Below are 26,335 nucleotides of genomic sequence, written 5' to 3'. Positions count from 1 at the left end.
AGTAGGGGGAGCAGGTGCTGGTCATCCACGGGCTGTGGCTGCCCGGCGGCAGTTCGACCGGCGGCCTCGCCGTCTGGGCCGAGGACAGCGCCGCACCGATCCCCGCTCCGCGTTCGGGCCGGCCGGCCCGGGAACGCCCGCATCCCTTCGCCGCCGGGCACTCCGACCTGGCCGTCGTCCTCGCCGACGCCGCCGAGCCGAGCCGGCCGGACACCGCGCTGCTCACCCTGCCCACCCTGGCGGGCGCGCCGACCGACTCACCCGAGCTGATCCGGACCACCGTCGCACCTGCGGCCCGCGGTCGGCTCACACTCGCCGGGTGGCGGGTCCCCACCCTGGTGTACGCCCCGGACGACGCGCTGTCGCTGCTGCAAGCCCTGAACGACATCCCGGCGGTGGCCGGGGCCACCCTGCGACACCTCGCCGAGCTGGCCGACTTCGCCGCCGACCTGGTGACCCGTGGCCGCGTCCTCCCCGGTGTGCGTAGGACGACGACGGCTGACCTGACGCCCGGCGCTGACGTGCCGGTGGCGTCCGACGTTCCCGTGCAGGCGGTGTGGCGTCCGCTGCTGACCGGCACCGACGCCGCCTGGGCGCGTTCGCTGGCGCTGGCCCTGCCACCCGCCGCCCGAGCCACCGTCCTGCCGCCCGCTGCCAAGCTGACCGCTGCCGAGCCGCCCGCCTCCGGGCTGACCGCTGCCGAGCCGCCCGCCTCCGGGCTGACCGCTGCCGAGCCGCCCGCCTCCGGGCTGACCGCTGCCGAGCCGCCCGCTTCCGAGTTGACCGCTGCCGAGCCGCCCGCTTCCGAGTTGACCGCTGCCGTCCTGGTCGCGGACGCGCTGGACGCGCTGACCGACGCCGCCGCGCGGGCTGCCCTGGCGACCACCACGCTGGCCCGGGGGCTGCGCCCAGGGGGTCCGGCGCCGGCCTGGCTGGCCGCGCTCGCCGGCCCGCAGCGGGACTTCACCATCGACCCGGCCGGGCTGGCCACCCTCTCCGCCGAACTGGACGCCTGGCAGCGCGACGCCGCCGGTGGCCCGGTGCGGGCCAGTTTCCGGCTTGTCGAACCGGCCCCCGACGAGGTCACCGAACCGATCCTGGCCACCCGGGCGGTGTCCGCCGACGGTGGGCCGGTGCCTGCCGACAGCGCGCCGGTCTCGGTCGGGTCGATCGGTGCCGGGCGCTGGCGGTTGGAGTTCGGGTTGCAGGCCGCGGACGAGCCCGGCCTGCACGTCGACGCCGGGGACATCTGGCGAGCGCCGCAGACCCTTGGCGGCCTGGTCGGCCGGACGACCAGCCCGCAGGAGACGCTCCTCGCCGAGCTGGGCCGGGCCAGTCGACTCTGGCCGGACCTGGACGCCGCGCTGCGTACCGCCGCCCCGGAGGCGATGGACCTCGACGTCGAGGGAGCGCACCGGTTCCTCAGTGCGGGTGCCCCGGTGCTGCACGCGGCCGGTTTCGGGGTGCTGCTGCCGTCCTGGTGGCAGCGTCCGTCGGCGCGACTGGGCGCCCGGTTGCGAGCGCGCAGCCGCACCGCACCGGGCACTGTGGGTGGTACCGATGCCGGTGTCGGTCTGGACGCCCTGGTCGACTACCGCTGGGAGATCGCGCTCGGTGACCAGCCGCTCTCCGCCGAGGAGTTGGCGGCGCTGGCCGAGACGAAGACCCCGCTGGTACGGCTCCGCGGCCGGTGGGTGGAGCTGGACCCGGGGCGGCTCGCGGCGGGGCTGCGTCTGCTCCGCTCCGCGGGCGAGCTGACCGTCGCCGATCTGCTCCGCCTCGGGCTGGCCGACGGCGAGGCCACCGGCGAGCTGCCGGTGCTGGAGGTGACCGCCGACGGTGCGCTGGGCGACCTGCTCGCCGGCGCGGTCGAGCGGCGGCTCACCCCGCTGGACCCGCCGCCGGGCTTCCGGGGGACGCTGCGGCCGTACCAGCAGCGAGGGCTGGCGTGGCTTGCCTTCCTGCGCTCACTCGGTCTGGGCGGTGTCCTCGCCGATGACATGGGGCTGGGCAAGACGGTGCAACTGCTCGCGCTGCTCGCCGGGGACCCACCGGAGGCCGGGCCAACCCTGTTGGTCTGTCCGATGTCGCTTGTCGGCAACTGGCAGCGGGAGGCGGCCCGGTTCACCCCGGAGCTGCGGGTGCACGTACACCATGGTGCCGAGCGGGCGCGGGGGGCAGAGTTCACAGCGGCCGCGCACGGCGCGGACCTGGTCCTCACCACCTACTCGGTGGCCGCCCGCGACGCCGCCGATCTGGCCGGCATCGACTGGCACCGGGTGGTGGTGGACGAGGCGCAGGCGATCAAGAACGCGTCGACCCGGCAGGCCGAGGCGGTCCGCGCGCTGCCCGCCCGGCAGCGGGTGGCGGTGACCGGTACGCCGGTGGAGAACCGCCTCGCCGACCTCTGGTCGATCATGCAGTTCGCCAACCCGGGTCTGCTCGGGCCGGCCGCGACGTTCCGCAAACGGTTCGCCGAGCCGATCGAGCGACACGGCGACGCCGAGGCCGCCGAGCGGCTGCGACGGATCACCGGCCCGTTCGTGTTGCGCCGGCTCAAGACCGACTCGTCCATCATCTCCGACCTGCCGGAGAAGCTGGAGATGGAGGTGCTGTGCAACCTGACCGCGGAGCAGGCCGCGCTGTACCGGGTGGTGGTCGACGACATGCTCGCCCGGATCGAGACCAGCGACGGCATCGAGCGACGCGGTCTGGTGCTGGCCACCATGACCCGCCTCAAGCAGGTCTGCAACCACCCCGCCCAACTGCTGCGCGACGGTTCGGCGCTGGAGGGCCGCTCCGGCAAGTTGGCTCGGCTCACCGAGATCCTGGAGGAGGTGCTGGCGGCGGGGGAGAAGGCGCTGCTGTTCACCCAGTACGCCGAGTTCGGTGCGATGTTGCGCGGTCACCTGTCGGCGCGGTTCGGCCGGGAGGTGCTGTTCCTGCACGGTGGCCTCGGCAAGGCCGAGAGGGACGCCCTGGTGCAGCGTTTTCAGTCCGCGGAGGGTCCGCCGCTGTTCGTCCTCTCCCTCAAGGCCGGCGGCACCGGGCTGACCCTGACCGCCGCGAACCACGTGGTGCACGTGGACCGGTGGTGGAACCCGGCGGTCGAGGACCAGGCCACCGACCGGGCGTTCCGGATCGGGCAGCACCGGCGGGTGCAGGTGCGCAAGTTCGTGTGCGCCGGCACTGTGGAGGAAAAGGTGGCCGCGATGATCGCCGACAAGCGCAGCCTCGCCGAACGGGTGGTCGGCACCGGCGAGCAGTGGATCACCGAGTTGTCCACCGGCCAGTTGCGGGACCTGTTCGCCCTGGAAGCCGGCGCGGTGGTGGAGTGACGGAGTTCGCCGATTACGGGCGTCCTCGTCGGGTCGACGGGGGCCTGCGGGCGCGCAGCGCCCGGGGCGCGATCGGCCGGTCCTGGTGGTCGCGGCGTTTCCTGGAGGTGCTGGAGTCGTTCGCGCTCGGCACCCGGTTGACCCGGGGCCGGTCGTACGCGCGGGCCGGTCAGGTGCTCACCCTCGACATCGCACCCGGGCGGGTCAGCGCGGTCGTGCAGGGCTCCCGGCCGAAGCCGTACCAGGTGTCGATCGCGCTGAAGCCGTTCCCGGCGGCGCTCTGGTCCCGCATCGAGGACGAGTTGGCCGGGCAGGCGTTCTTCAGCGCCCGGCTGCTCGCCGGTGACCTCCCCGACGAGTTGGAGGAGGTCTTCTCCGCCGCCGGCGCACCGCTTTTCCCAGCCGGTGTGGACGAGCTGACCCAGCGCTGCAACTGCCCCGACTTCGCGGTGCCGTGCAAGCACCTCGCGGCGACGTTCTACCTGCTGGCCGAGGCGTTCGACGCGGACCCGTTCGAACTGCTGCACTGGCGCGGTCGGTCCCGGGCGGAGTTGCTCGACGAACTCCGGGCCCGCCGGGTCGCGACCACCGGTGCCACCCCACCGCCCCCACCGCTCGACCCACCGTCCGAACCGGACGGTGCGGAGTCGAGTGTGGACGCCGTGGCGCCGGTCGGTGCCGCCCGGGCGCTCGCCGGGCTGTCGGCGACGCCGCTGGCGGATGCGGCGGACCGGTTCTGGTCAGCGCCGGTGCCGCTGCCGGATCGGCCGCCCCGACTGGTGACCGGCACGGACCTGCTGCTGCGACAGCTCGGAGCACCGGCCCCGGCCATCGGTGGGCCGGGACTGCTCGAACGGCTGCGCCGCGCGTACCGGGCGTTCGGCCCGGCCGACAAATGAGCTGTCACGTCCACCGGTTGAGCCGTCCCGTCGAGCGGTTCAACAGTCACGTCCAGCGGCGGCGAAACCGCCACATGATGGCGGCGTTGGCCACCAGCACCACCGCGCAGATCGCGCCGGTGAGTCGACCGGCGAACACGGCTATCGCCGGCAGCGACGCCCACAGCACGATGGTCAACAACATCAGGTAGCGGCCTCTGCGGGCTCGGGCCCGGTGGTCCAGCCGCTTAAAGAAGGCCGGGTCACTTTCCCGGAGCTGACGGGTGATCTGGTCGAATCTGCGCTGATCCTCTTTGCTGAGCATGGCGCTGCCTTCCCCTCACGCGTTCAGCGGTTCGGCGGCATACCCGCTGCGGTGGTGGCTCACGCTCGCCCGCTGCTGCTACTTTCCTCCACGCGAGCACGCTTCACGTCCGGCTTACCTGAACCTTAAGTTTGCCTTTGGTGGTGAACGACGCCGAAACTGTCGCGTACGGCGGCGAGGTCCGGTCCGTGCTCGGCTGGCGCGCGTACGCCCTGCTGGGAAGCTCTGCGGGCGGGTCCGTTCCTCCGCCCGCCGCCGAGGTCGCACTGAACGCTGTCTTAAGTGCCCTCCCGAGTGGGTTCCGGCCACCTTGAAGGGCCATGGGGCCTTGGTTACTTTGCCGTAGCAACCCCCTCAGGCAACAGTCGCCGCACCTGCCGCACCTGCCCGGTAGCAGCTTCCGGCGCTCATCAGAAATCGGGATTGGTACATGGCCGACCAGAATGTGCCACCACGTCGACCGCGGGACGACCGCGGTTGGGACGGACATCAGCACCCCAGCGCTGACGGCTACGGCGACCCCCACCCGCCGGCGCCCTACGGCTACGACTCGCCCCACCCCTACCAGGGCGGCTACGCCGCGCAGGCCGACCCGCGTGAGCAGTACGCCGGGCAGCCCGCGCCCGCTCCGCGCGGTCCGCAGTGGGTCGGCCCGGAGGGCCTTGGCCGCCCGGCCCCGGCGCGACCGGCCGGCACCGGACTGCCCACCCTCGACGATGACAACGAGCCGGATCGCAAGGTCGGCCGACGTAAGGCGATGGTGGCCCTCGGCGGCACCGCCGCCGTCGTCGCCGGTGGCGCGGCGCTCGCCATGACCCCGCAGATCCGTGGCCTCTTCGGCGACGACGCGGTGGCCGGCGACGCGACCGGCAGCACGGTGACCGACGGCACCGCGGCGCGGCCCAGCGGCCAGCAGCCCAGCACCGTGCGTACCTACACCGAGCAGAACGAAAGCTACATGGGCTCCCGGGCCGGTGAGGCGCTGAAGAAGAACGCGCCGGCCGGCGGGCGGACCTACTCCGGCCCGGCCGCCGCCGCGGCGGCGACCACTGTGACAGTGAAGACGGTGCTGGCCAAGGACCCGATCCTGCACCTGGCCCGGCGCGCCACCTTCGGCGTGACGCCCGCGGTGGTCGCCGACATCAAGCGCGAGGGCATGGACGCCTGGATCCGCGCCCAGCTGGACCCGGGGAAGTTGGAACCGAGCAAGGGTGAGCTGAAGCTCGCCGAGCTGCCGACCCAGAAGCTCTCCGTGCAGCAGCTGCGCGACCAGCGGGACAAGCTCAACGAGCAGGACGCCCACCCCGAGCGGGAGATGGTCGACGCCACCATCGCCCGGCAGATCTGGTCCAAGCGCCAGCTGTTCGAGGTGATGGTCGACTTCTGGAACGACTTCCTGCACGTCGCCGCCGACTTCGACGGCGGTGAGGTGTACCGCAACTCGTTCGACCAGGACGTCGTGCGCAAGCACGCGCTGGGCAGCTACCCGGAGATGCTGGTCGCCGCGAACAAGCACCCGGCGCTGCTGATCTACCTGAACCAGAAGGACTCCCGCAAGGACGCGATCAACGAGAACCTCGCCCGGGAGAACCTCGAGCTCTACTCGGTCGGCGTCGACGGCGGCTACAAGGAGCCCGACGTCCGGCAGGCCGCCATGTTGCAGACCGGCCGCGGTGTGGACGACAAGGGCAAGTACGTCTTCCGCCCCGAGCAGCACTACGTCGGCAAGGTGAAGATCCTCGGTTTCACCCACGCGAACAACTCGGCCGACCCGAAGAAGGCCGAAGCGGCGATCGACGCGTACATCACCTACATCGCGACGCACCCGTCGACGGCGAAGTACGTGGCGCAGAGCCTGGCCACCCGGTTCGTCTCGGACACCCCGCCGAAGTCCCTGGTGGACCGGCTGGCCAAGACGTACACCACGAACAAGGGCATGATCAAGCCGGTCCTGATGACGCTGTTCTGCTCCTCGGAGTTCTGGGCCGGGGTGGGCCAGAAGGTGCGCCGGCCGATGGAGTACCTGGTCGCCACGTACCGCACCCTGGGCGTCTCGCCGGAGGCGTCGCCGAAGCACAACAACGGCGACAGCAAGCGCACCGCGTACGCCCGGGGGCTGCGCCAGATCCACGACAAGATGCGCGAGCTGGGCCAGTCCCCGATGGGTCACCCGACCCCGGACGGCTACCCGGACGTCTACGTCGCCTGGACCTCGGCCGGCACGATGGTCAACGGCTGGAACGAGGCGGGCGAGATCCTCGCCGGCTACCGCACCACCTTCACGTACACGGCGCCGGAGAAGCTGGTCGCCAAGCCACCGGCGACGGCCGGGGCGTACGTGGACGCGCTCTCCCAGCGGCTGGTAGGCCAGAAGTTGAGCACGCGGGAGAAGAACCTCATCCTCGGCGTGGCCGGTGTGGCGGCGACCACCAAGGTCGACGCCACGTTCAACGGGGCCATCACCGCCGTCGCGCGGGCGATCCTCGCTTCCCCCCAGCACCACCTCCGGTGAGGCACCCGATGGAGAAGACTGTGTACAACTCTTTCCCCCTGCACCCCGAATGCCCCGACGTGCGCCGGCTGGCCGACAACCCGGCCGAGGCTCTGCTGCGCGCCGAGGCGGACATCGTCGCCGCCGAGAACGCCGCCGAGTTCGACAGGTACCGCACCCTGGAGAACCTGGAGGAGGCCCAGCAGGACGGTCGCGGCGTGACCCGGCGGACCTTCGTCGCCGGTGCCGCGGCCACCGCCACCGCGCTGGCCACCGCCCAGTTCGTCACCACCTCGGCGTCGTTCGCGGCGACCAAGACCGGCACCCTGATCCACGTCTTCCTCTACGGCGGGCTGGACGGCCTGAGCCTGATCGCGCCGGACAACGACGCGGTGCTCAACAAGGCCCGGCCCGACCTGCTGCTCGGCAACGACTCGCTGGCCCTGGGCCGCGGCTTCAAGCTGACCAGCGCGTTCAAGCCGCTGGAGAAGTGGCTCACGGCCGGTCAGCTGGGCTTCATCCCGGCGGTCTCCGACGAGCGGCTGTCCCGCAGCCACTTCCAGGCCGCCGACGCCTGCAACCTGGGCGGGCTGCCCAACGAGACCGGCGGCCGGGGTTGGCTCGACGGTCTGGTCGACAACCTGGGCAAGGGCACCGCGTTCCGCAGCGTCGGCATCGGCAGCACGCTGCCCCGCTCGCTGGTCGGCAACAACGGCGCGCTTTCCCTGAACAACGTCGGCTCCCTGCGGCTCAACGGTGACGAGCGGTTCCGGGCCGCCACCGAGAAGGCCATCAAGGGGCTCTTCACCGGGATCAACCACCCGGTCGAGGAGGCCGTGCAGGAGGGCATGGGCGCGCTGGCCACCGCCCAGAAGCTCGCCGCCAAGCCGTACCAGCCCGCCGAGGGCGTCAAGTACGAGGGCGTCGGCAACGCGTTCCAGCAACTCGCCCAGCTGATCAAGGGCGGTGCCAACGTCCGGGTCGCCACTGTCGGCATGGGTGGCTACGACACCCACGAGAACCAGGGCACCCGCGAGGGCGGCCAGCTGCACCGCCGGCTCAACGAGCTGGCCAACGCCATGGCCGCCTTCTTCACCGACCTCGGCCCGAAGGCCGCCGACGTGACGATCATGGTGTCCAGTGAGTTCGGCCGTCGGGTCGGCTCCAACAACAACGGCACCGACCACGGGCACGGCGGCGTGGTCACCCTGCTGTCCGGCAAGAAGCTGGCCGGTTCGCTGCTCGGCACCTGGAACGGTCTGGACAAGTTGGACTCCGGTGACGTGCCGGAGTACAACAACATGTTCAACGTCTACGGCGCGGTGGCGCAGGGCCGGTTCGGGCTCACCAACGCGGAGGTCGACAAGGTCTTCCCCCGCCAGAAGTACGCCCCGATGAAGCTGTACGCGTGACGTACCCGCACACCCACGCCGCCGGCCGTCGTACCGGGACCTCGTCCCGGCACGGCGGCCGGTCGGCTGCGCCCGTACCCCCGCAGATCCCGGCCCGGCGCGGGCCCGGCGGCCGACGGCTGTTGGGCGTGCTGCTCCTGGTCGGCCTGCTCGCCAGCGTGGTGCCCTGGTGGCTGGGCACCCCGGCCGGATCGCTGCGGACCACAGCGGCCACCCTCACCTCCGCCGGCCGGATCACCGGCCTGGTAGCCGGCTACCTGCTGCTCGTGCAGGTGCTGATGATGAGCCGACTGCCGGTGCTGGAACGGTGGATCGGCGGCGAGCACATGGCCCGCTGGCACCGGGACATCGGCGCCACCCTGCTGGTCACCGTGCTGGCGCACATGTCGCTGATCCTGGTCGGCTACGCCGACCTGCGTAATCAGTCGATCCTCGCCGAGGTCGGCACGTTGCTCGGCGACTACGAGGACATGGTCTCGGCGTTCGTCGCCACCGGCATCATGATGCTCGTCGGGTTCAGCAGCATCCGGGCGATCCGGCGGGCGCTGCCCTACGAGATGTGGCACCTGCTGCACCTGTCCAGCTACCTGATCCTGCTGCTCGGCTTCGGCCACCAGTTCACCCACGGCGCGCAGCTGTACCGGCCCGGCCCGGTGCGCACCGGCTGGATCGCGCTCTACGTGCTGGTGGTCGCCGCCCTGCTCTGGGGCCGCGTGATCGCACCGCTGGCGTTCAACCTGCGCTACAAGCTGCGGGTCGCCGACGTGGTAGCCGAGAGCCCCGACACCATCTCCATCTACCTCACCGGGGAGCGGCTCGACCGGCTGGCGATGCTCGGCGGCCAACACTTCCGCTGGCGGTTCCTCACCCGGGGCTGCTGGTGGCAGTCGCACCCGTTCTCCGTCTCCGCCGCCGCCAACGGCCGCTGGCTGCGCGTCACCGTCAAGGTGGTCGGCACCCACACCGCCGACCTGCGCGACCTGGAACCGGGCACCCGGGTCTGGGCCGAAGGCCCCTCGGGAACCTTCACCGCCGCGCACCGGCTCCGGGAACGGGCGCTGCTGATCGCCGGTGGCAGCGGCATCACGCCGATCCGGGCCATGCTGGAGGAGCTGCCGCCGGGCGCCGCGCTCATCTACCGGGCCCGCACACCGGCCGACGTGCTGCTCAGCCGCGAGTTGGACTGGCTGGCCCAGGAACGCGACACCTCCGTCTGGTACGTCATCGGCTCCCGCGACGACCCCGGCCCCCGCCAGCTGATGAGCCCGGACGGGCTGCGGCAACTGGTGCCCGACGTGGCCCGGCGCGACGTCTACCTGTGCGGGCCGCCCGGTCTGGTGGAACAGTCGGTGCGGGCGCTGCGGCGGGCCGGCGTGCCCCGCCGGCAGATCCACCTCGCCACGTTCGAGCTGTAGGAAGGGCATCCCCATGCGTCGCGCGCTCCTCGCGATCACCGGCCTGGCCGCCAGCACCACCGCGCTTGTGGTGTTCAAGGGCTCGCCAGGCACCAGCCAGGTCGCCCAGAACCTGCCGACCGCCCAGCCGGTCAACCCCACCCCCCAGGATGTCGAGCCGAGCGTCGACCCGTCGGGCGGGGCGCCGAAGCCGTCGGTGACTGCCGACGCGCCCTCTTCGCCCAAACCCACAAAGAGCACCGGCCGTCCGTCCGGCACCCGCACCACCACGAAGGCCGCACCCCGGACCACCACCAAGGCACCCCAGTCGACCACCCGCCGGGTCACCGGCAACGGCTTCGACAACGAGTACGGGTACGTGCAGGTGCAGATCGTCGTCTCGGGTAACCGGATCGTCGAGGCCGTCGCGCTGTCGCTGCCCAGCGGGGGTGAATCCGACATCCACAGCGGCGACGTCCGCAACCGTTACGACGGCAGGGGCGGTGAGGTCGTGCAGAAGCAGAACGCGAACCTCAACACCGTTTCCGGTGCCACAGAGACCAGCAACTCCTACAAGCAGTCGCTGCGGTCCGCCATCGAGCAGGCATTCTGACGTGCGGGCCACGATGACCCGACCCGGGCTGTGCCGGGTCGAACAGATCATGGGTACGACGATCACAGTGGACCTCGCCGACGACCTGCCACCGGCGACGCTGCGCGGGCTGGCGGATGAGGTCTTCGCCTGGATGCACGAGGTGGACGCGCGGTTCAGCACCTACCGGCCGGACAGCGAGGTCTGTCGCTTCGACCGTGGTGAGGTGCTGCTCTCCGAAGCGTCCGCTGACCTGCGGTACGTGCTGGAGACCTGCGCCGACCTCTGGGGTGCGACCGACGGGTTCTTCGACGCGTACGCCACCGGTCGGCTCGACCCGTCCGGCTTCGTCAAGGGCTGGGCCGCCCAGGTCGCCTCAAACCGCCTGGTCGCCGCCGGTGCCGTCAACCACTGCGTGAACGCCGGCGGCGACGTACGGGTGCGGGGTCTGTCGCCGTCCGGGGAGCCGTGGCGCATCGGTATCCGGCACCCGTGGGACGCGATGGCGGCCTGCCTGGTGCTCAGCGGGACCGACCTGGCGGTGGCCACGTCCGGCGTGTACGAACGCGGCCGGCACGTGCTGGACCCGCGCCGGGGCGCACCGGCCAGTGGGCTGCGCTCGGTGACGGTGGTCGGCACCGACCTCGGGGTGGCCGACGCGTACGCCACCGCCGCCCTGGCCATGGGCACCCCCGGCCTCAACTGGCTGGCCCGCCTGGACGACCACACCCACGCGGTGATCACCGACAACGCCCGCGAGTACCACTCGTTCAACCTCCCCCTGACCGACTAGCCCGAGCCCCGCACGCCCCCGCCTGCCCTCTCACGCCCCCGCGCGCCCTCTCACGCCCGCGATCTTGCACTTTCGGTTGGCGTTCTGTCCCTTTGCGTGGAGATTGTCGGGACAGAAAGTGCAAGATCGCGGAAAGCTGGGCGGACTAGCGGAGGGGGCGGTGGGTGCCGGCTGGGCGGGAGCCGGTGGGGCGTGGGCGGCCGGGGCGGGACCCGGACGGTCGGGTGCCGGCCCAGCGGCGCCCCCGGTGACTGCGCCGGGGCGGCTCGGTGCCGCCGGGGTGAGGCGCTCTGTCGTTTGTGGACATCGTTCCCCCGTTCGTGGCGCGCGTTCGCACCGTCCCCCTGTCAACGAGTACCGACGCCTCGGCGACGCTGTCGGGCACCGGATCGAATCCTCGACCGGGCCGGTTTCACATGCCTCGTCGGGGCAGCGGCAGGTGACCGGGGAGCAGGTCGGGGGCGAGCGTCACCCCGGCGGCGCGCAGCGCCCCGATCAACGTGTTCTGCACGAGGTACGAGTCCGGAAGCTGCCAGCGCGCCTGCTCCGGGGCGACCGCCCAGCGGACCGTGCCCTCCGGCAGCCGGGTGGGCGGCGCGGGGATCCACGAGCCCGGCCCGTGCCGGACCACGTGGAAGCAGTGCTCCAGCTCCGGCCTGAGCGGGTCGCCGGGGCGGACCAGGAACATCCACCGCCCGGTGGGAGTGACCAGCACCGGTCCGCGTACGCCGGTGCCGGCCGGGTGGATCTGGACCGCGTCGAGCACGTGCCGGCCGAGGTGGGCGGGCACCTCCAGCACGTCGAAGGCCCGGCCGGTGGGCAGCAGCACCCCGTGCGGCCGGTTCCGCCACCAGGTCGCCACCCGGGCCGGGTCGGCGCTGGCGGCCAGTTCCCAGTTCTCCAGGGCGGGGTGGCAGCCCACTGTGGGGCAGCCGGCCCGGCCGCAGACGAAGCGGCTGCGGGCCAGACAGGCCCCCGGGGTGACTTCCCAGCCGTGTACCGCGTACCGGATGGCGACCCGGCGCAGCCGGACCCGTTCCAGCGGCGACAGTTCGGCAACGCGCGGTACGACATTCCCCCACATGTGTGCCAACTCCTCTCGTCGGGCCCGGCGTTCGCCAGGTCGCATGTCGAGCACCGTCACTGCCGTAACCCACGATCGTTGAGGTTGACGAACGGCCCGTGCAACTTGCACGAAAAGTACGAGGACTACCTGTCCGGCTGACGTACATCCTGTGCGACCAGCCAAAACCTGAACGTGAACGGCAGTCGCCGCACCCGCGGACATCGCCCCGACTCGATTGGTCGTCGGTGGCAGGGGAGGATGGGGAGATGGACGAGCTACCCATAGGACGGCGAGTTGCCTACTGGCGGGGGCGGCGCAAGATGTCGCAGCAGGTCTTCGCGGACCGGCTGGGCAAGTCCAAGAGCTGGGTGGACAAGGTCGAACGCGGTGTCCGCCGGTTGGACAAGTTCTCCGTCCTCTACGAGATCGCCGACATCCTCCAGATGGACGTGCAGCTGCTGATGGGCAAGGACCCGGAGCGGCGCGCCGACGCCCTCAACTGCATCGACCAGGTCGAGGTGCAGGAGATCCGGGCGGCGCTGGAACGCTACGACTCGATGAGCGCGTACTTCGACGCGGCGCCGTACCCGCCGCCGATGGACGACATGCGCAAGGCCGTCAACCACGCCTGGCTCACCTACCAGTACGGCCGCTACGGGATGCTCACCCGGGCGCTGCCGAAGCTTCTGCGCGACGCTCAGGCGGCCGACGCCGCCTACGGCGGTGAGCAGGCCGCCGAGGCGGCCCACCTGCTCGGGCAGGTCTACCAGATCGCCTCCTCGGTGCTGCGCAAGCTCGGCGAGTGCGAGCTCGCCTGGTTGGCCGCCGACCGGTCGATGGCGGTGGCCCAACGGGCCGACGACCCGCTGCTCGCCGGGATCGCCACCACCCGGGTGTGCAACGCCCTGGTCGCGATGGGGCGCGCCCGTCCCGCGCTGGAGCTGAACGTCCAGATCGCCAACCGGCTGGCACCGGGTGGAAGCAACGCGGTCTCCCCGGCCCGCCTCTCCGTCTACGGGATGCTGCTGCTCCAGGGTGCGATGGCCGCGTCCCGCATCGGTGACTCGGCCAGCGTCGACGACCTGATCAACTGCGCGCAGGAGGCCGCCACCCTGCTCGGCGGCGATTACAACCACTACTGGACGTCGTTCGGCCCGACCAATGTCGAACTGCACCGGGCCGCCGCCGCCGTGGAGCTGGGCGACGGGGGGCGGGCCGTGGAGGTGCACCAGTTGCGCATCGCGGAGCCCGCCTTCAACGCGCTGCTGCCCGAGCGCCGCGCCCACCACCTGCTCGACATCGCCCGCGGCTACGCCCAGATAGGTGACGTGGCGAACGCCGGCGAGATGCTGCTGCTCGGTGATCGGCTCGCCCCGTCGGAGATCCGCTGCCGGCCGATCGCGCACGAGGTGATGTCCGACATCCTCCGTCGCACACGTGGTGCGCCGCCTTCTCCGGTAGCGGAGTTGGCTGAGCACATGGGAGTAGGGGTATGAGCGCGGAGCCGGTCTGATGGCCGGTGCAGCGCACAACAGCGGGCACCGTGAGGTGCTCTACGTCATCGCCTGCGGCTCGCCGCTGGCCCGGCACGTCGGTCGTCTGGTCGATCTCGCCCAACAGGACGGTTGGGACGTCTGCGTGGTCACCACGCCGGACGGCGCGAAGTTCGTCGACCAGTCGGCCCTGATTCGGCAGACCGGCCACCCGGTGCGGACGCACTACAAGAACCCCGGTGACCCGGACGTGCTGCCGCCCGCCGACGCCATGATCGTCTGTCCGGCCACCGTCAACACGGTCAACAAGTGGGCCGCCGGGATCACCGACACGCTGGCGCTCGGGCTGCTGGTCGAGGCGCAGGGCAAGGGCGTCCCCATCGTGGCGGTGCCGTACACCAACGCGGCGATGGCCTGCCACCCGGCGTTTCGTGCCGGGGTGGCCCGGTTGGCAGAGTGGGGCGTCACGGTGCTCTTCGGCGACGATGTGATCGCCCTGCACCCGCCCGGAACGGGGGAGCAGCACCTGCACGCCTTCCCCTGGGCGATGCCGCTGGCCGCATTGCAGACCGTCTCCTGGAGCGCCGCGTAGCGCGTCCGGCAGATCTTCCACCCGACGCGGCCGGGCCGGGTGTCACCGCCCGGCCGCCCCGACGCCGGTAAGCTGGCCCGCCGTGAGCACAAGCGGATCCGCCCCCACAGTCAGCGACGTGGTGGCCGCGCTGGAACGGCGTTTTCCGCCGGTCTGGGCGGAGGAGTGGGACCGGGTGGGCCTGGTGCTCGGTGAGCCGGCCGCTCCGGTCCGCCGGGTGCTCTGCGTGGTCGACGTGGTGCCCGAGACGGTCGACGAGGCCCTGGCCGCCGAAGCGGACATGATCGTTTCGCATCATCCGCTGCTCCTGCGCGGGGTGTCGTCGGTCGCCGCGACCACATTCAAGGGGCGGATCATCCACCGGTTGATCCGGGCCGGGACGGCGCTGTACGCGGCGCACACCAACGCCGACGTGGCCTCCCCGGGCGTCTCCGACGCCCTCGCCGCCCGCTTCGGGCTCACCGGTCTGCGCCCACTCCAACGACCCGCGCCCGGCTCGCCCGCCCACGGCGACGACAGGGGTTTCGGCCGGATCGGCGAACTGCCCGAGCCGATGACCCTCGCCGAGCTGACCCGGCACGCGGCGGCGGTGCTCCCCGTCACGTCCTGGGGAGTTCGCGCGGCGGGGGATCCCGGGCGTATGGTTCGTACCCTCGCCGTCAGCGGCGGGTCGGGGGACAGCTTCCTCGGCGCCGCGACCGCCGCCGGGGTGGACGCGTTCCTCACCGCCGACCTGCGGCACCACCCGGCCGGCGAGCACCTCGCCGCCGATGGTCCCGCCCTGATCGACGCCGCCCACTGGGCGACCGAACGACCGTGGCTGGACGACCTGGCCGCCTTCCTCAGGGAGGCGCTGGACGTCGAGACGCTGGTGTCCGACCTGGACACCGACCCGTGGACCGTGCACGCCGCCGCACCCGTTGTGGACGACAAGGAGCCCGACCGTGAAGGCTGACCCTCAGGTGCAGCGCCGCCTGCTCGACCTCCAGGCAATCGACACCAACCTCGCCCAGCTCGCCCACCGCAGGCGGACGCTTGCCGAGCGGGCCGAGCTGGAGTCGCTGGCCCGGGAGCTGTCGTCGATGGAGGACGAGCGGGTTCGCGCCCAGGTGGCGGTGGACGACCTGGACCGGGACATCGCCCGGTTGGAGAAGGACGTCGAGCAGGTCCGGGCCCGCAAGGAGAAGGACGAGAACCGGCTGGCCGCCGGCACCGGCCCGGCCCGCGAGCTGGAGGCGCTCCAGCACGAGCTGGTCTCGCTCAAGCGCCGCCAGGGCGACCTGGAGGACGCCGAGCTGGAGCTGATGGAGCAGCGGGAGACCGCGCAGGGCGTACTGGACGGCGTGGAGCAGCGGCTGGCCGAGACCCGGGATAAGCGGGCCGCGACCGAGCAGCGCCGCGACGAGGCGCTGGCCGAGATCGCCAAGGAGGAGGAGTTCAAGCGGGGTGCGCGTCAGCCGCTCGCCGGCGATCTCCCGAGTGATCTGGTCAACCTCTACGACAAGATCCGCGAGGACACCGGGCTGGGTGCCGCGCTGCTCACCGGGGGCCGCTGCGGCGGGTGCCGCCTGGACCTGTCCGGCGCCGACCTGGCCCGGATCCGCAAGGCCGCCCCCGACGACGTGGTCCGCTGCGAGGACTGCCGGCGGATCATGGTCCGTACCAACGAGTCGGGCCTGTAGGTCGTGGCGCCGCGCGTCGTCTCCATCGAGGCCGACGGTGGATCCCGGGGCAACCCCGGCCCCGCCGGCTACGGCGCTGTGGTCCGTGACCCGGAGACCGGCGAGGTGCTCGCCGAGCGTTCCGAGTCGCTCGGTACGGCCACCAACAACGTCGCCGAGTACCAGGGCCTGATCGCCGGGTTGACCGCCGCCGCCGAGCTGGGCGCCGCCGAGGTGGACGTCCGGATGGACTCCAAGCTGGTGGTCGAGCAGATGTGCGGCCGGTGGCAGATCAAGCACCCCGGCCTGCGGCCCCTCGCCGCCCAGGCCGCCGCGCTGGTGGGCCGGTTCAGCGCGGTCCGGTTCAGCTGGATTCCGCGCGAGCAGAACCGGCACGCCGACGCCCTCGCCAACGCCGCCATGGACGCCGCCGCGGGTCGTCCGTCGGCGACCGCGGCCCCCGCCCGTCCCGAGACGACACCGGCCCCCGGCCAGCCCTCGACCACACCCGCCGCCCCGATCGTCGGCAGCGACCCGGCGACCGCGCCGGCATCCTGGGAGCCACGGCCGACCTTCACCGCCACCCGCCTCATCCTGGTCCGGCACGGCGAGACCCCGTACACCGAGCAGGGGCGTTACTCCGGGCGCGGCGACGTGCCGCTCTCCGAGCGTGGCCGCGCCCAGGCGCAGGCCACCGGCGCCCGGGTGGCCGAGCTGGCCCCGTCCGTCGCGGCCGTGCTCAGCTCACCGTTGTCCCGGTGTACGGCCACCGCGGCGTCGATCGCCGGGGCGCTCGGTGACGTGCCGGTCCGCACCGACGACGACCTGATCGAGTGCGACTTCGGCCAGTGGGAGGGGCGCACCTTCGCCGAGGTGCGCCAGCAGTGGCCGGGGGAGATGGACGCCTGGCTCGCCTCACCCCGGATCGCGCCGCCGGGCGGGGAGTCGTTCACCCAGGTCGCCGAACGCGCGCACCGCGTCATCAGAGGGCTGCTCACCGCGTACCCCGGTGAGACGGTGGTGGTCGTCTCGCACGTCTCGCCGATCAAGCTGGTGCTGCGTGACGCCCTCGCGGCCGGCGACGGCTTCCTGCACCGGCTCTTCCTGGACGCGGCCGGCATCTCGGTATTCGACATGTGGCCGGACGGCGGCGTGGCAGTGCGCACTGTCAACGACACCGCCCACCTCGCGGCCCTCTGAGCCGCTCACCCTTCGGCTGGTGACCCGCGCCGTTCGGCGCAGGTCACCAGCCGTTCGGCGCAGCACCTTCCCAACGGGTCACGTGACGCCCATCACAGAGTCGTAGCCTCCGGCCGTTGCATCGAAAGCCACGACTCCCCGGAGGTGTGTCAGATGGCTGCACCCGAACCGGAGGCGCCGCCCACGGCGCCGACCAGGGCAAAGGACCACAGCCCCTGGAACTGGTTGCTCTTCATCCCCATCGTGGTGCCGCTGATCCCGGCGTTCTTCAATGGCGACTCGCCCCGGGTCTTCGGCTTCCCGCGCTTCTACTGGCTGCAACTGGCCTTCATCCTGCTCGGCGTCGGCACCACCACGTTGGTCTACCAGATGACGAAGAAGCGGGGTGGTTCCTGATGTGGCGCGACCATCTCACCGAGATCATCGTCTTCTCCCTGCTGTTCCTCCTGGTCAGCGTGATGGGCTTCGTGGCGGCCCGGTGGCGGGCACCGAAGGACATGGCGCACCTGGACGAGTGGGGGCTGGGCGGGCGCAGCTTCGGCGGCTGGATCACCTGGTTCCTGGTCGGTGGTGACCTCTACACCGCGTACACCTTCGTGGCGGTGCCGGCGTTGATGTTCGGTGCCGGCGCGGCCGGGTTCTTCGCCGTGCCGTACACCATCGTCATCTACCCGCTGGTCTTCCTGGTGCTGGTGCGGCTCTGGTCGGTGTCGCACCGGCACGGGTTCGTCACGCCGGCCGACTTCGTCCGCAACCGGTTCGACTCGCCGGTGCTGGCGCTGCTGATCGCGATCACCGGCATCGTGGCCACCATGCCGTACATCGCTTTGCAGCTGATCGGCATCGAGGCGGTCCTCAAGACGATGGGCGTCACCGGCGACAACGCGCTGGCCCGACACCTGCCGATCATCATCGCGTTCGCCATCCTGGCCGCCTACACGTACCAGTCGGGGTTGCGCGCGCCCGCGTTGATCGCGTTCGTCAAGGACAGCCTGATCTACATCGTGATCCTGGTGGCGGTCATCTACCTGCCGTACAAGCTGGGCGGTTGGGGTGACATCTTCGCCGCGGCGGACGCGAAGTTCGACGCCTCGCCCAACCCGAACGACGGCATCCTGCTCAACGGCAACAACCAGCTTCAGTACGTGACGCTGGCGTTGGGCTCGGCGTTGGCGCTCTTCCTCTACCCGCACAGCATCACCGGTGTGCTGGCCAGCCGGAACCGCGACGTGATCAAGCGGAACATGTCGGCGCTGCCCGCGTACAGCCTGCTGCTCGGGTTGATCGCGCTGCTCGGCTACATGGCCATCGCGGCCGGCGTGAAGCCGCTGCCCGGCGCCAAGGAAGGCACTGTAGACAGCAACACCGTCGTGCCGTTGCTGTTCGACCAGCAGTTCCCGGACTGGTTCGCCGGTGTCGCGTACGCGGCGATCGGCATCGGCGCGCTGGTGCCCGCGGCGATCATGTCGATCGCGGCGGCGAACCTGTTCACCCGCAACATTTACAAGGAGTACCTGAAGCGGGACGCCTCCCCGGCCCAGGAGGCGAACGTCTCGAAGATCACCTCGCTGGTGGTCAAGGTCGGCGCGGTGGCCTGCATCGTCTTCCTCGACCCGCAGTTCTCCATCGACCTCCAGCTCATCGGTGGCGTGATCATCCTTCAGACGCTGCCGGCGGTGGCGCTGGGCCTCTACACCCGTTGGTTCCACCGCATCGGCCTGATCGTCGGCTGGGTGGCCGGCATGGGGCTGGGCATGTGGATGCTCTACCAGGTGGCCAGCCCGACCCGGAAGCACTTCGGCGGCTCCGCGTTCCCGCTGTCGGAGTTCGGTTTCGACACCACCAAGACGATCTACGTCGGCATCGTGGCGGTGGCGGTCAACCTGGCCGTGGCGGCGCTGGTGACGCTGGCGCTGCGGGCCGCGAAGGTCGAGGAAGGAGTCGACGGCACCGAGCCGGACGACTACTTCGCCGACGAGGGCGACCCCCGCGTAACCCCGGGCCCCGACCGCGACGCCGACCCAACCCGAGAACCAGTCGCCTAACCCCAACCCCGGGCCCCGGCCCCGGCCCTTCCGCGCCTGGCCCGTCCGTGCCCCGCCCTTCCGCGTCGATCATGGAGTTGTGGTGCCTGGTTGATGACTGTTCGCGGCAGTCGTCCCCCACCACAACTCCATGATCGACGACGCTTGAGCCTCACGAGCCCTTGTGGAGCTACTCGCCCCTGCCCGCTGACCCGATGCCCCTGAGGGCGAGGGTCAGCAGTTGTTCCGCCTTGGGCGCGCCCATTGGTTGCGCCGCGAGTGAGATGCCGTTGGCGAGGATCATCAGGTCGGCCATGGTGACGTCGGGCCGTACCGAACCCTCGTCGACGGCTCGGCCTAGCAGCGGTTCACCGGCGGCGACGAGCATCGCGCCGCAGGCCTCGGTCTCCTCGGGGGGCTCGTTCAGGAGAGATTCCGCGAGGCCGCGGGTTGTCGTGGCGTACGCGGTGACCTCGTGCAGCCAGGTCGTCAGCCCGTCGAGGGCGTCCGGCGCGGCGTGCAGATCTCCGGCACGCGCCGCCAGGTTGCGGACGCACCCGCGGAAGACCGCCTGGAGCAGCGACCACCGGGTGGGGAAGTGCCGGTGCAGGGTCGCCGAACCGACCCCGGCGGATCGCGCGATCTCCTCCAGTGAGGCGTACGCGCCGTCGCGGGCGATCGCTTCGGAGGCCGCCGTGACGACGAGGTCGTAGTTGCGCTGCGCGTCAGCTCTCATGGCCCGCCTTGCAGAAGTGGGGTGGTCCCCCGTATCGTAGCCGACTGGAAGTGGGGGATCACCCCACTTGTTTCTCAGGAGGCATCGTGGCTGTTCTCGTCATCGGCGCGACCGGTAAGCAGGGCGGGGCTACGGCCCGAGCGCTGCTCGACAAGGGCGTCGCGGTCCGTGCCCTGGTCCGCGATCCGGGTGCCGACAGCGCCCAGGCACTGCGGGATCGGGGTGCCGAACTGGTCACCGGCGACCTGGACGACGCGGAGTCGCTGTTCGCCGCGGCCGACGGCATGGATGGCCTCTTCTCCATCCCATATCCCGACGTGACGAACATGCAGGGCGACGCGGAGGTGACCCGCGGCCGCAACGTCGTCGAGGCGGCGCGCCGGGCCGGTGTGTCGCACGTCGTGCACAGCAGCGTCTCGGGTGCCGGCGACTTCCACCGCAACCAGCCCGGATGGGCCGAGGGCCGGTGGGACCGGCACTACTGGGAGAGCAAGGCGACCATCGACGAGATGGTGCGCTCCGGTGGCTTCGCGCACTGGACCGTCCTGAAGCCCTCGACCTTCATGGAGAACCTCGTCGGCTGGTCCTACCTCTTCGGCGACTGGTCCAGCGGCACCATCATCACCGGCTTCGCCGCTGACACGCGGATGCCGTGGATCGCCGTCGACGACATCGGGGAGGCCGCGGCGATCGCGTTCACGAACCCGGGGAAGCTCGACGGCCAGGACGTCGAACTCGCCGGCGACCTGCTCACCATGACCGAGGTCGCGGCCATCCTGAGTGAGGTCACCGGCCGGGCCATCACCGCTCCCGTGCTCACCCCGCAGGAGGCCGTCGAGCGCGGCCTGCTGCCCGCCATGGTCAAGGCGGTCGAGCAGATCAACGAGAACGGAAGCCCGGCCCGTCCGGAGATGGCCCGCGCCCTCGGCCTGCCCACCACCGACTTCCGCACGTGGGCGCGGCGAACGTTCTCCTGAGAACCGGCCGGTCGCGGATCGGCGGGTTCACCGCGCCAAGATCGCGCTCGATCCTTGTTGTAGTGGTGTTGGGCCGCGCGGCAGGCCACTACAACCAGGATCTTGCGCGATCTTGGCGGTGGGAGGGGCTTGTAATGCGGCCGGACGGGGTGATGGCCACCACGTGAAGGCAGGCGCGCTCAGCGGCGGCGGTTGCGGTCGACCAGGGCCTGGTTGAGGCGGCCCAGCAGCCGTGCCAGGGTCTCCCGGTCATCGGTGGTCCAGTCGGCGAGCATGTCCCCGTAGAGCCGGGTGCGGGCGGCCTGGACGGCCGCCATCCGTTGCAGACCGGTCGAGGTGGGGGAGATGACAGTGCCGCGGCCGTCGGACGGGTCCGGGGTGCGGGTGATCAGGCCGTCGCGCTGAAGCGCGGACACCTGTCGGGTGACTGTCGAGCCGTCCAGGTTGAGCCGGGCGGCGAGCGCCGAGACGTTCTGCGGGCCGGCGTCGGCCAGGTGGCGCAGGATGACGTACGCCGCGCGGTCCAGCACCCGGTGCTCGGCGGTGCCGGTGGCCCGCCGGGTGGCCTCGCCGAAGCGCATCAGCAGGGCCACCTCGGTCTCGATCTGGCCGAGGGTGCTCTCGTCACTGTCGTCGCTCATAGCTGTATCATACAGAATAAATACCTGTACGATACAGCTATCTGAGGAGTCGGAGTGGATCGGCGTTCCGAACCGAACCGCAGTGCCATCTACGCCACCACGCTGGTGGCCTTCCTCGCCATCGCCGGCATCGCCGTCGTCGACCCGATCCTGCCCGCCATCGGCGAGGCGATCGGCGTCACCGCCTGGCAGGTCGAGCTGCTGTTCACCGCGTACATCGCGGTCATGGCCCTTGGCATGATCCCGGCGACGCTGGCCAGCGGCCGGTTCGGCTTCAAACCGGTGCTCATCACCGGCGTCTCCGTTGTCGGCCTCGCCGCGATCCTCGCCTCGTTCAGCGACAACATCGTCCAGCTCTCCGTGCTGCGCGGCGTCTGGGGGCTGGGCAACGCGATGTTCTTCGCCACCGCCATGGTGGTGCTCGTCAACCTGGCCGTCGACAGGGAATGGGTGGTGGGCCTCTTCGAAACCGCCCTCGGCCTCGGCTTCGCCGTCGGACCGCTGATCGGCGGCCTGCTCGGCGAGGTCAGCTGGCGGCTGCCGTTCTTCGTCTGCGGCGTCTTCATGGTCCTCGCCCTCGGCGTGGCCTCCCGCAAGCTCCGCGAGCCCACCAACCGGCAGGCCCCGGTACGCGTCGGCCAGATCTTCGCCACCTACCGCCGCCCGGCGTTCATCGCCCTCTGCGTGGTCACCGCCGCGTACAACTTCGTGTTCTTCGTGGTGCTCGGCTACACGCCGCTCTTCCTCGGCCTGGACGTCATCCCTCTGGGGCTCGCCTTCACCGGCTGGGGTCTCGGCCTGGCCGCCGGCATCATGGTGATCGGTCACCGGCTGGCCCACCGCATCGGTGCGGTACAGACCGTCGGCGTGGCCATCGCCGGGCTGCTGGTCTGCATGGTCCTCTTCGCCACCTCCGCCAGCACCGCCGAGGCGCTCGTGGTGCTGGTGCTCGCCGGACTCTGCATGGGCCTGGCCAACGCCAACCTCACCGACCTGGCGCTCGGCCTCGGCTCCAGCGACCGGCGCGTCGCCACCGGCGCGTTCAACCTGGTCCGCTGGGGCGCCGCCGCGCCGGCACCGATCATCTCCGGCAAGCTCGCCGAGCAGTCGCTGGCGCTTCCGTTCTGGGTCGGCTTCGGGGTGCTCGCCGTCGGCGTGCTCGTCTACCTGGCCTTCGCGCACCTGATGGCCGCCGGCTACGGCGAGCGGGTGCTCTGGTCCCGCTGGAACCGCGCCGCCGCCGACACCGAACACGAGCCCGTCGGCGAGACCTACTGACCGGGCTCTGGCGCGTCAGTGCAGGGCGCGCCAGAGCAGGTAGAGGCCGATCGTCGTACCGAACACCACGATCACCGTCTTGAGCACCACCGGCGGCAGCCGGCGGACGAGCCGGGCGCCCGCGTACCCCCCAATGAGGGTGGCGGGCGCGACCACCGCGACCGCCGCCCAGTTCAACGGGCCGAACACTGCGAACACCACCAGCGTCGTCAACCCCACCACCGCGGAGAGCAGATTCTTGATGGCGCTCACCCGGGCCAGGGTCGCGTCCAGCACCAGGGCCAGCCCGGCCACCAGCATCACACCGAGCGCCGCACCGAAGTACCCGCCGTACACCGCGCCGAGCGCGACCATCGTCTGCACCGCGACCGTCCGTCGGCGTGGCGACAGGTCCCGGGGGTGACCGACCAGCCGGCGCAGCGGGTCCTGGAAGGCCAGGACCGCTGTCGCGCCGAGAACCAGGAAGGGTACGACCAGCTCGAACGCGCGAGCCGGAGTGGCCAACAGCAGCAACGCCCCGACAATCGTGCCAACGATGGTGGTAGGAACAAGCGTGGCCAGCGCCCGGGGACGCGGCAGATCCTGCCGGCTGCCCGCCACGCTGGCCAGGTAGCCGGGGAAGACCGCGACGGAGTTGCTGACGTTCGCCGGCACCGGGGGCAACCCGATCGCGATCATCGCCGGAAAGGTGATCAGCGAACCGCCACCGGCCACCGCGTTGACAGTGCCAGCGGCGAGACCGGCGGCGAGCAGCAGCGCGGCGTGGGAGAGATCCATAGCCCCACGAGGCTAGTACGCGCGCCGAACCCGTCGTGAGCTGGCCGGCGAGGCGGAACAGGGCGGCGGTATACCAGTCGCATACTCCGGGCGTGGATACCACGATCAAAGTCGACACCGAGGTACGCGACCGCTTGGCGCTCCTGGCGAACGAACGCGGAACGACAATGCGGGATCTCGTCGCCCAGCTCAGCCAGGCGGCACTCACCGCCGACGAACTGCGCGACCGCGCGGCGCGCGCAGAGCAGTACGTCCGGCTGAAAATCGCTTCCGACCTCAGCGCCGACGACCTCACCCGCGGCGAGGACGTCTGGGCGGCCGTCGAGGCTGGCAATGCCCCGGAATCTCTAGCCGACGATGGCCGGGAGGCGGCGTGACCGAGGCCGCGGTCATCCCCGACCACACGGCGCTGCTCGCGCTCGGTGCCGGCAACCCGGCGCTCTCCGGGCTCGTGGTCACCGCACACAGGGGTGCGGGGCGACACGTCCAGGTGCCGGCACTCTGCCTTGCCGCAGCCACCTCCGCCCGTCCGGCCCTGGGAGAGCACATCGGTGTCCTACCAGCACTGGAGGTCGTCGAGCTGGGCTACGCGACCGCTCTGCTGGTGGGGCGTCTGCTACGTCAAGGTGTGGACTGGCAGCTAGCCCATGCCGCCGCGCTGGGACGTCCCGACGCCGAGTGGCCCACCGGGCGTCCGGTCCTCACCGAGCTGCCGAAGGCGTAGGCCGGAACCGGTGTCGTGACGATCAGCGTGAACTGACCGGTCGCTGCCCAATGGCCGTCTCCACGGCGCGCTGCCCTGCGGGCCAGGTCTGTCGAAGGCCCGACTGCGGGGCAGATCTGCGCGGGCAACCCACCTGCGGGGCGGCAATAGGCGTGCCGGAGGCGTCGTTAGGATGGGAGCGCGACGGACGAGTCGACCGGGCGGCCGCGTCGGCGGGCTTTGGCCCGCCGCCGAGGAACGTCCGGACTCCACAGGGCAGGGTGGTTGTTAACGGCAACCCGGGGCGACCCGCGGGACAGTGCCACAGAAAACAGACCGCCGACCCCAACGGGGACGGTAAGGGTGAAACGGTGGGGTAAGAGCCCACCAGCACCCCGGGTGACCGGGGTGGCTCGGTAAACCCCACCCGGAGCAAGGCCAAGCAAGGGCCGTCACCGCAAGATGACGACCCGGCGCAGACGCTTGAGGGCTGCCCGCCCGATGTCTGCGGGTAGGCCGCTGGAGCCTGCCGGCAACGGCAGGCCGAGATGGATGGCCGCCGCCGGCGCAAACCCCTCGGGGTACGCGTCGCGCACAGAATCCGGCGTACAGGTCGACTCGTCCGTCGCCCACCAGGTCAGCCGCCGACAGAACGCGCCTGACCTGCCGTTCCTTGGGGTGCTGCCGGTCGTCGTTGGTCATCCCTGGTCGGCGTTCGACGGCCCAGCGGCGGCCCAGACGGCCCGGACACGGCCCGGGCTGAGCTTCTTCCCTGCCGGACGATTTCGCAGCCTTGAACTGGGGATCAGGCAGGGGAAGCGACGATTGATAGGCTTCCCTGGCACACAAGCGCGCCGGTGAGAGGTTGTGCCAGCAGTGGATTACTCCGAGTACCGCGACATCAACTGCCGTTCATGCCGGAGGCCGGCACCGATCATCGGTTTCGCCCCTGACTCGGTGGTCCAGGCCTCCGGCAGCTCTGAACCTGTCCGGCGAGACTCGAAGGGCTACGCACGCTGTCCCGAGCACGGGGTGTTCGACGGCTACTTGTTCCCGAAGGACCCGCCGGCCAACTCTTAGGCCTGGGTTTGAACCGGCTGGTTGCCGCAGCCCCTGCTCAAACCGGTCAGCGGTTCACCAACTACAGGTAAGAAGGCGGCAGCCGGCCTGGTGGCCCGAGCGGACACGCCTTGTTACCTGAGCGGACGTCGTCACCAGTGGTCGTCGTTGGTCGCTCGCGATCGGCCTCCGACGGCCTAATGACGGCTTGGACCTGGTCGTGTTGACCCGCCGAAGCCCGGCGGGTCTCCGGTCCGCTCTGACTTCTCGCTTACGAGGCGCTTCCGGCAACGGTTGGCAGCCTCCGCTGACGTTCGGCGGCACCCGCTACGAGGCGACATCGGTCCGCACTCGGCTCGTACTCCTGCTTGCTAACGCCAAGTTTCACTAACACTATCGGCAGAGGAGTGCGCTGACGCTCGCTACTGGCGCAGCGAACATGAAGTTTTCAGCCCTCGCGGGCCTCGCGCCGTCTAGGTGGCAGGTCAAGCTCGGCTCGAGCGGCGTCTTCGATGGCGCGAGCAACGTCGAAGGCTTCCCTTAGCCATTCAGACTCATATCTGCTCTTCTCGCGCATGTCATCCCACGGCTGATGTCCCACATTTTCAGCCAGGTCGCCAGCGCGCCGTATCTCCAGTTGCAACGCATCGCTTGCAAGGAAAGACGCCTTATAGAGTAGTTCGAAATACCGGCCCCGGGACTTAAAGAGTTCGCTCTCCGGATTCCACACCCGCTCTGCCATGTCAATAAGCGGGACTAGTTCAGCAGCAAAATGGGAGCTTTCCCGGACTAGTGATTCGTAAACCTGATGCCGCTTATCTCGCAGCCAACGATGCTGCTCCTCCAAGCGCTCCTGGGCTCTGGCAGCCTCATCGCGCTCACGCTCACGCGCCCACCGCTGGTCC

Annotated in this window: 24 protein-coding genes and 1 other RNA gene; 19 read left to right on the top strand and 6 right to left on the bottom strand. The window is 70.9% G+C overall.

What is annotated here, in order from left to right; genetic code table 11:
* Positions 1-14: 14 nt before the first annotated feature.
* Both AB0B48_RS02205 and AB0B48_RS02200 read left to right on the top strand, forming a co-directional pair.
* Positions 15-3,338, top strand: a complete 3,324-nt coding sequence (locus AB0B48_RS02205; RefSeq protein ID WP_357194643.1) for an SNF2-related protein — start codon at positions 15-17, stop codon at positions 3,336-3,338.
* A complete protein-coding gene (locus AB0B48_RS02200) occupies positions 3,335-4,237 on the top strand; it encodes an SWIM zinc finger family protein (RefSeq protein ID WP_357194641.1) in 903 nt (300 codons plus the stop codon). The genes AB0B48_RS02205 and AB0B48_RS02200 overlap by 4 nt, the downstream gene beginning before the upstream one ends.
* A gap of 46 nt (positions 4,238-4,283) precedes the next feature.
* On the opposite strand, the gene AB0B48_RS02195 is transcribed toward AB0B48_RS02200, so the two are convergent.
* Positions 4,284-4,541: a DUF3040 domain-containing protein gene (locus AB0B48_RS02195; protein WP_355008840.1), complete on the bottom strand. Its 258-nt coding sequence runs from the start codon at positions 4,539-4,541 to the stop codon at positions 4,284-4,286.
* A gap of 430 nt (positions 4,542-4,971) precedes the next feature.
* Here AB0B48_RS02195 and AB0B48_RS02190 point away from each other — a divergent pair, with 430 nt between their 5' ends.
* The 5 genes from AB0B48_RS02190 to AB0B48_RS02170 are packed head-to-tail and all read left to right on the top strand — an operon-like array spanning position 4,972 to position 11,223.
* Complete coding sequence (locus AB0B48_RS02190; RefSeq protein WP_357194637.1) at positions 4,972-7,053, top strand: DUF1800 family protein; 2,082 nt, start codon at positions 4,972-4,974, stop codon at positions 7,051-7,053.
* Positions 7,054-7,061: 8 nt separating this feature from the next.
* Complete coding sequence (locus AB0B48_RS02185; RefSeq protein WP_357194634.1) at positions 7,062-8,444, top strand: DUF1501 domain-containing protein; 1,383 nt, start codon at positions 7,062-7,064, stop codon at positions 8,442-8,444.
* A complete protein-coding gene (locus tag AB0B48_RS02180) occupies positions 8,441-9,859 on the top strand; it encodes a ferredoxin reductase family protein (RefSeq protein ID WP_357194632.1) in 1,419 nt (472 codons plus the stop codon). Before AB0B48_RS02185 ends, AB0B48_RS02180 begins: the two co-directional genes overlap by 4 nt.
* Positions 9,860-9,872: 13 nt before the next feature.
* On the top strand, positions 9,873-10,451 hold the full coding sequence (locus AB0B48_RS02175; protein WP_357194629.1) for an FMN-binding protein: 579 nt from the start codon (positions 9,873-9,875) through the stop codon (positions 10,449-10,451).
* 49 nt (positions 10,452-10,500) lie between these two features.
* A complete protein-coding gene (locus tag AB0B48_RS02170) occupies positions 10,501-11,223 on the top strand; it encodes an FAD:protein FMN transferase (RefSeq protein ID WP_357194681.1) in 723 nt (240 codons plus the stop codon).
* Between the two features lie 412 nt (positions 11,224-11,635).
* Here AB0B48_RS02170 and AB0B48_RS02165 read toward each other — a convergent pair whose 3' ends face one another.
* Positions 11,636-12,307: a bifunctional DNA primase/polymerase gene (locus AB0B48_RS02165; protein WP_357194678.1), complete on the bottom strand. Its 672-nt coding sequence runs from the start codon at positions 12,305-12,307 to the stop codon at positions 11,636-11,638.
* Positions 12,308-12,555: 248 nt separating this feature from the next.
* Between AB0B48_RS02165 and AB0B48_RS02160 the strand changes: the two genes are divergently transcribed.
* The 7 genes from AB0B48_RS02160 (at position 12,556) to mctP (ending at position 19,280) form a co-directional block, all read left to right on the top strand.
* The gene (locus tag AB0B48_RS02160; protein ID WP_355008845.1) at positions 12,556-13,785 is read left to right on the top strand and encodes a helix-turn-helix domain-containing protein; all 1,230 of its coding nucleotides are present in this window, start codon (positions 12,556-12,558) and stop codon (positions 13,783-13,785) included.
* Between the two features lie 16 nt (positions 13,786-13,801).
* Complete coding sequence (locus AB0B48_RS02155) at positions 13,802-14,374, top strand: flavoprotein (RefSeq protein ID WP_238690551.1); 573 nt, start codon at positions 13,802-13,804, stop codon at positions 14,372-14,374.
* A gap of 82 nt (positions 14,375-14,456) precedes the next feature.
* A complete protein-coding gene (locus AB0B48_RS02150) occupies positions 14,457-15,329 on the top strand; it encodes a Nif3-like dinuclear metal center hexameric protein (protein WP_357194624.1) in 873 nt (290 codons plus the stop codon).
* Positions 15,319-16,056, top strand: coding sequence for a C4-type zinc ribbon domain-containing protein (locus AB0B48_RS02145; RefSeq protein WP_355008848.1), 738 nt, complete (start codon positions 15,319-15,321; stop codon positions 16,054-16,056). The genes AB0B48_RS02150 and AB0B48_RS02145 overlap by 11 nt, the downstream gene beginning before the upstream one ends.
* Before the next feature lie 3 nt (positions 16,057-16,059).
* Positions 16,060-17,235, top strand: coding sequence for a bifunctional RNase H/acid phosphatase (locus AB0B48_RS02140; RefSeq protein WP_357194620.1), 1,176 nt, complete (start codon positions 16,060-16,062; stop codon positions 17,233-17,235).
* 153 nt (positions 17,236-17,388) lie between these two features.
* Positions 17,389-17,631: a DUF3311 domain-containing protein gene (locus AB0B48_RS02135; protein ID WP_238680505.1), complete on the top strand. Its 243-nt coding sequence runs from the start codon at positions 17,389-17,391 to the stop codon at positions 17,629-17,631.
* Entirely contained in the window at positions 17,631-19,280 is a 1,650-nt protein-coding gene (gene mctP / locus AB0B48_RS02130; RefSeq protein ID WP_357194616.1) for a monocarboxylate uptake permease MctP, read from the top strand. Before AB0B48_RS02135 ends, mctP begins: the two co-directional genes overlap by 1 nt.
* A 169-nt stretch (positions 19,281-19,449) precedes the next feature.
* Here the strand turns inward: mctP and AB0B48_RS02125 are convergent, their stop codons facing one another.
* Positions 19,450-19,995, bottom strand: a complete 546-nt coding sequence (locus tag AB0B48_RS02125) for a helix-turn-helix domain-containing protein (RefSeq protein WP_357194613.1) — start codon at positions 19,993-19,995, stop codon at positions 19,450-19,452.
* Between the two features lie 86 nt (positions 19,996-20,081).
* On the opposite strand from AB0B48_RS02125, the gene AB0B48_RS02120 reads away from it, so the two are divergent.
* Positions 20,082-20,972 carry an NmrA/HSCARG family protein gene (locus tag AB0B48_RS02120; RefSeq protein WP_357194610.1) on the top strand — a complete coding sequence of 297 codons (891 nt, stop codon included), beginning with the start codon at positions 20,082-20,084 and terminating at the stop codon, positions 20,970-20,972.
* A gap of 179 nt (positions 20,973-21,151) precedes the next feature.
* On the opposite strand, the gene AB0B48_RS02115 is transcribed toward AB0B48_RS02120, so the two are convergent.
* Positions 21,152-21,613 (bottom strand): MarR family transcriptional regulator, encoded by a 462-nt coding sequence (locus AB0B48_RS02115; RefSeq protein WP_357194607.1) that lies wholly within the window; start codon positions 21,611-21,613, stop codon positions 21,152-21,154.
* A 54-nt stretch (positions 21,614-21,667) separates the two neighbouring features.
* Here AB0B48_RS02115 and AB0B48_RS02110 point away from each other — a divergent pair, with 54 nt between their 5' ends.
* Positions 21,668-22,891, top strand: coding sequence for an MFS transporter (locus AB0B48_RS02110; RefSeq protein WP_357194604.1), 1,224 nt, complete (start codon positions 21,668-21,670; stop codon positions 22,889-22,891).
* A 15-nt stretch (positions 22,892-22,906) separates the two neighbouring features.
* Here the strand turns inward: AB0B48_RS02110 and AB0B48_RS02105 are convergent, their stop codons facing one another.
* Positions 22,907-23,668 (bottom strand): sulfite exporter TauE/SafE family protein, encoded by a 762-nt coding sequence (locus tag AB0B48_RS02105; RefSeq protein ID WP_355008855.1) that lies wholly within the window; start codon positions 23,666-23,668, stop codon positions 22,907-22,909.
* A gap of 92 nt (positions 23,669-23,760) precedes the next feature.
* On the opposite strand from AB0B48_RS02105, the gene AB0B48_RS02100 reads away from it, so the two are divergent.
* The 3 genes from AB0B48_RS02100 (at position 23,761) to rnpB (ending at position 24,996) form a co-directional block, all read left to right on the top strand.
* Positions 23,761-24,045 (top strand): hypothetical protein, encoded by a 285-nt coding sequence (locus AB0B48_RS02100; RefSeq protein WP_357194601.1) that lies wholly within the window; start codon positions 23,761-23,763, stop codon positions 24,043-24,045.
* On the top strand, positions 24,042-24,392 hold the full coding sequence (locus AB0B48_RS02095) for a hypothetical protein (RefSeq protein WP_357194598.1): 351 nt from the start codon (positions 24,042-24,044) through the stop codon (positions 24,390-24,392). Before AB0B48_RS02100 ends, AB0B48_RS02095 begins: the two co-directional genes overlap by 4 nt.
* Positions 24,393-24,580: 188 nt before the next feature.
* An RNA gene (rnpB, locus tag AB0B48_RS02090) (RNase P RNA component class A) lies at positions 24,581-24,996 on the top strand.
* A gap of 882 nt (positions 24,997-25,878) precedes the next feature.
* Here the strand turns inward: rnpB and AB0B48_RS02085 are convergent.
* On the bottom strand, positions 25,879-26,277 hold the full coding sequence (locus tag AB0B48_RS02085) for a hypothetical protein (protein ID WP_357194595.1): 399 nt from the start codon (positions 26,275-26,277) through the stop codon (positions 25,879-25,881).
* Between the last annotated feature and the right edge of the window lie 58 nt (positions 26,278-26,335).

It is taken from the genome of Micromonospora sp. NPDC049089, from assembly GCF_040648775.1.
Classification (GTDB): domain Bacteria; phylum Actinomycetota; class Actinomycetes; order Mycobacteriales; family Micromonosporaceae; genus Micromonospora.
The sequence above is the reverse complement of the archived record's forward strand: the minus strand, read 5'-3'. Positions and strand labels throughout refer to the sequence as shown.